This is a genomic window from Fulvivirga imtechensis AK7 (assembly GCF_000331535.1).
Classification (GTDB): Bacteria; Bacteroidota; Bacteroidia; order Cytophagales; family Cyclobacteriaceae; genus Fulvivirga; species Fulvivirga imtechensis.
Genome location: NZ_AMZN01000212.1, coordinates 1 through 1,212 on the forward strand (window position 1 = coordinate 1; position 1,212 = coordinate 1,212).

1 protein-coding gene is annotated in these 1,212 nt (G+C 51.0%); it reads left to right on the plus strand.

Annotation, left to right across the window (positions count from 1 at the left end; genetic code table 11):
- Positions 1-1,212, plus strand: a 1,212-nt coding sequence (locus C900_RS27840) for a hypothetical protein (RefSeq protein ID WP_040497738.1), incomplete at both ends; no start/stop codon positions are given.

A 1,212-nucleotide genomic window follows, 5' to 3' on the forward strand; every position in this document is an offset into this window, starting at 1 on the left:
AGCGTAGAATTAACTGGCTCTACTACGACAGAGGGCGTAACCTACCGTTGGTTAAGTGCTGGTAGTGTAATCGCGACAACCGCTGCTACGACAGTCAGTGCTCCTGGAGAATACACCCTTGAGGTGACGAAGGGAAGCACTGGTTGCACCACCACGACTACTACCGAAGTGGATATTGATTACTCACAGCCCGAAGGTGTTACGGCCAGCAACACTGGTCCGCTGACCTGCCATGTTACCAGCGTAGAACTGACAGGCTCCACCGCAACAGAGGGCGTAACCTACCGCTGGCTAAGTGCTGGTAGTGTAATCGCGACAACAGCTACTACGACTGTGACTTCTCCGGGAGAATATACCCTTGAGGTGACGAAGGAAAGCACCGGCTGTACAACTACGACTACTACTGAAGTAGACATCGATTATTCACAGCCCGAAGATGTTACGACCAGCAACACTGGTCCGTTAACGTGCGATGTTACGAGCGTAGAGCTGATTGGCTCAGCGACTACATCAGGTGTAAGCTACCGTTGGCTAAGTGCTGGCAGTGAGATTGCGACAACGGCAAATACCACTGTTACTTCCCCAGGTGAATACACCCTTGAGGTGACGAAGGAAAGCACTGGTTGTACCACTACGACTACTACCGAAGTAGGCATTGATTACTCTCAACCCGAAGGTATTACGTCCGGCAATACTGGTCCACTGACCTGTGATGTTGTGAGTGTAGAGCTGATTGGCTCAGCGACTACATCAGGTGTAAGCTACCGTTGGCTAAGCGCTGGCAGCGAGATTGCGACAACGGCAAATACCACTGTTACTTCCCCAGGTGAATACACCCTTGAGGTGACGAAGGAAAACACCGGCTGTACCACCACGACTACCACCGAAGTAGGCATTGATTATTCACAGCCTGTGGGTGTTACGGCCATCAATACTGGTCCACTGACATGTGATGTTGTGAGTGTAGAACTAATCGGCTCTGCGACTACATCAGGAGTAACCTACCGCTGGCTAAGCGCTGGCAGCGAGATTGCGACAACGGCAAATACCACTGTTACTTCCCCAAGTGAATACACCCTTGAGGTGACGAAGGAAAGTACCGGTTGTACAACTACGACTACTACTGAAGTAGACATCGATTATTCACAGCCTGAAGGCGTGACTGCGAGCAATTCTGGTCCGCTGACCTGCGATGTTACCAGCGTAGAATTA